This window comes from Lacinutrix sp. YIN62, from assembly GCF_057219185.1.
The window spans coordinates 1-3,916 of the sequence record NZ_JBXVVH010000050.1; the positions used below are offsets into that span (position 1 = coordinate 1).

A 3,916-nucleotide genomic window follows, 5' to 3' on the forward strand; every position below is an offset into this window, starting at 1 on the left:
TACTAAAAGATGAGTTTTATCTCGATCAAACTTTTGATAACGTAGCACAAGCAAAGAGAGCTACAAAAAATGCAATTAATTTATACAATGAAGTAAGATTACATTTATCTTTAGACTTTAAAACTCCTAATATGGTATATAAATTATCAGCGTAAATTCAATTTTAACCTGTAGCCATATTTCAGGACGAGACATAGCAAAATGACAAAGAAAGAATTTGACAATCTAGACGATTCTATTAAGAGTTTTGACCTTATCAAGATACTTAGTGAAGAAAAATGGAAAAATATTAAACATTTATCAAGTGAATTTGGAAGTAAACGAATTAAGGGTTTGAAATGGAAAAAAGGATTAACAGAATCTGAAATAGAAGATTTTGAAAATCAATTAGGTTTTAAATTTCCTGATGTGCTAAAAAACTTTTATAGAGTAATGAATGGTTTAGCGATAATTGATGAAAACTTTACTGAAGAGGAAGAATATCCTTTTTATCAAAAATTATATAGGTCTTACCCAGATGATATTAATCTTATTAAAGAAAATACTGATTTGGAGTTAAAATCTTTTAATATTTCTAAAGAAGATATAGTATCTAAAAAAGTCCCAATGATATTTAATTATTGTGGAAATAGATATTTAATACTTGATGATAACACGCAAGTACTATCAATACGTGGAGATGCTATTTTTTATGGAGAAAATTTATCTAAAGGATTATCGAAGGACATCTTTAATGATTTTATGGATACAAAAAAAGAACATCTTTTGAAATACAAGTTTGTAAATGGCTGGTTAGAAAAAAAGTACTGGAGCTAACACGGTGTATGAAATATAGCTAATAAGTGTTTAATCAAAAGGTTTGTGTATTTTTATAAAGTCCGCCAAATTTTTAATTTGGCTTTTAAAAAGAGAGAAATTAAAAACAAAATATAAAAATTCGGCTCTGTGTTAATCCAAAAAGTTAGCGTCTTTTTACACGCTACGTTTCATACACAAGACCGTTGGCGGTAATTAAACAGAACGGCAGAAACGAATGAAAAGAATAATTTTAATAGTATTTATCGGATTTAGTTTTAGTTGTTTCGGACAGAAACACTATGAAAAAGCATACTCTGAATTAAAATCAATGCTTGAAGAAAAAAGTGAATTGAATTTTAAAAAAAGCATTGTTTACTGTCGAAAATGCTTGGTTTGATAACAAACTGAATTATGCTGATTTTAAAAAAGAGATTTTTAAAATTGCTTCTATTTGTAAAAAAATGGTAGAAAGAAAAAAAATAACAGATTACAAAACAGCAAACAATTGGGCGATTTTTATGTATCTAACTCAAAAATTACCAGAAAATAATAGTATTCCATACACATACGATTTTGAGGATTTTCTTGGTAATAAAAATTTCAACAGCACTTTTGTAACAAGATTGGTAAAAGACAAAAAAGGAAATTGTTTATCTCTTCCACTTCTCTACAAATGTATCGCACAAGATTTAAACGCAGAAGCAAAACTAACACTTGGTCCAAGTCACGCTTGGATAAGGCATAGAAGTGAAGACGGCAAATTTACAAACGTAGAATTGACAAGCGGACAATTTCCAACAGACGGAATTTTAATAACAGAATTAGACATTAAAAGAGAAGCTATACAAACTGGAGCATACTTTAAGCCTCTAAATGATAAAGAAACTGTTGCTTTTTTATTAACTCAATTGGCTTTGAGTTATAAAAATAAGTTTGGTAAACTTGATGATTTTACAGAAAAATGTACAGATTTATCAATAAAATATTTTAAGCCTAATGTCATTGCATATTCAATAAAAATGAATAAAGTTGCAGAGCAAGCAACAGAAAAACAACAAAATAATGAAGATGTAGCTTCGCTACATCTCATCTACATTGATTTTCAAGAAACTTTAAATAAACTTGGTGCAGAAAATATTAAACCCGAAGATTATAATAAATGGGTAAATTCAATGAAAACTCGTAAAAATTAAAAACTATGAAACAATTATTTACTACTATAATCTTATTTGCAGTCAGTTTTGGTTATAGTCAAAATGATAATCCGTACGCCGAATTTGGATATGTGGGAAACACAATCAAAACACCACAAGAACGTATGGAATATATGTTAATTATTCCTAATCAAGATACTCTTTCTGTTGTAAACAAAATCGGTATTGAACCAAAAGAAGGCAAATACTATTTGTTTGACAAAGAAAACAATATCGTTTATAAAGATACACTTGAAATTCAAAAAACTTCAAGGTTTTTTTCAGTTGACCCATTGGCAAAAGATTACCCTCACAATTCGCCTTATGCCTTTAGTGAAAATGATGTTATTAGAGCAATAGAACTTGAAGGGTTAGAAAAATTAATTGTAAGTAACATAAATAAAGAAGATAGAACAGCTACTTTAACAATTAAAAAAACAGCTTTAATGGTTAAAGAAGGTCTGAATAACATACCGCAACACGGTAAATTTTCAAGTTCCTCATTAAACTCATTATTTAAAAGAGGTAATAAGAATTTCTTTTTTAAACAATTACCTCAAAATGGAATGCAAAGTGAATTTGTTGAAAGAAGAGATTGGAGAAAGGGCTCAGCTTATAAGGTTAGTGTTGAGTACGATGTTAATATCAAATTTGTTACAGCTGATGAAGCATTCAGTTTATTATTGAAAGACCCAATAGAATATTCAAGAGTAGCATTAGGCGCAGATAAATTATTCAAAAATCCTAAAAATCCAGCGCAAAGCACAAGTACAGGTGCCAGAAATGAAATTATTTTTAGTTCTACATATGTTGGAACTTCCCCAACAAGCCCAATGGGTAATGCTGGAGATAAAACTTATGCTAATGCAAATGAACTATTAGCACACGAATTAGGAAGTCACAATATGGCAGGTCATAAACATCCATTAGATGCAAAAAAGAAAGCTGCTGAATATAATAGTTCTGGTCTGAAAAGTTCTGTTCCAGGAAGTGTATATCCTCTTAGAGAAGAAACTAAACAAATTATAAATACTAATGTTAACAATATCAAAATCAAAGAATAGCGTCACTTACATTTCTAAAACCTTATATTTATTATTATTTTTAATGCAATTTTCCTGCGCATCACAATCTAAAAGTGGAGCTGTAGAAACTAAAATATTCTGGGCTGAATTTTATATGGGGCATTATTCTGATAATAATGGTAATATGTTAAAGGGCATTGGAGGCTTAGTTGAAGCTATTAAACCAACTGATACAATCACTCAAAAAAACTATGAAAGTGGTTATTATGAAATAAACAAAAACTCATATAGAAACATTGATGCTTACAAGAAATTAGCTGATGTTATCTATATAAATAACTACAAACTATTTACTACTTTTTGGAACAAAAATGAAGAACAAAAAAATAATCATAAAATAAATTTTAATAATGTTTGGCAGTATCGGTTATGTCGAGTAACATATGAAAGAAAAAATATAGGAAATATCGAACAATTTATACCTGTTTTTAATTCCGCAAATGAAAAAAATTTAGAGTATAAAAAAATAAAAATCCCTACGTTTGTCATCAAAATAATTTCAATTGAACCATATTAGAAGAAAAATAACTACCGCCAACAAGGTATAAAAAACATAGGGCGTTTGTACTAAATCGAAAATTCTGTCCATATTAACAAGGTTCGCTAAATATAAAATTTGGCATTTATAGAAGAAAAGATAAAAGAAAAATATTTATATTTAGCTAAGTAACAAACCGAAACGAAAGTGCTTATCACCTGCCCTACGTTTCTTATACTGGACGTTGGCACACATTAGGTATGGTAAAGAAACATCGTTTACAAAGTTAAAGGGACATCGTTTACACTTTTTAAAGACTAAATTTCTGAATAAAAACAGAAATTATGCCTTGGAAAGAAACG

The 3,916-nt window shown here is 28.8% G+C and carries 5 protein-coding genes; all 5 read left to right on the forward strand.

Features of this window, described 5'->3' with window-relative positions; translation table 11 throughout:
• Window positions 1-155: integrase core domain-containing protein (locus AC2D8I_RS15915; protein ID WP_484707103.1), on the forward strand; the 155-nt coding region annotated here is incomplete at its 5' end.
• Between the two features lie 46 nt (window positions 156-201).
• Window positions 202-816, forward strand: a complete 615-nt coding sequence (locus AC2D8I_RS15920; RefSeq protein WP_484707098.1) for an SMI1/KNR4 family protein — start codon at window positions 202-204, stop codon at window positions 814-816.
• 443 nt (window positions 817-1,259) lie between these two features.
• Window positions 1,260-1,991, forward strand: a complete 732-nt coding sequence (locus AC2D8I_RS15925; protein ID WP_484707100.1) for a hypothetical protein — start codon at window positions 1,260-1,262, stop codon at window positions 1,989-1,991.
• Window positions 1,992-1,996: 5 nt separating this feature from the next.
• Window positions 1,997-3,055: a hypothetical protein gene (locus tag AC2D8I_RS15930; RefSeq protein ID WP_484707101.1), complete on the forward strand. Its 1,059-nt coding sequence runs from the start codon at window positions 1,997-1,999 to the stop codon at window positions 3,053-3,055.
• A complete protein-coding gene (locus AC2D8I_RS15935; protein WP_484707102.1) occupies window positions 3,027-3,593 on the forward strand; it encodes a hypothetical protein in 567 nt (188 codons plus the stop codon). The genes AC2D8I_RS15930 and AC2D8I_RS15935 overlap by 29 nt, the downstream gene beginning before the upstream one ends.
• Window positions 3,594-3,916: the final 323 nt, after the last annotated feature.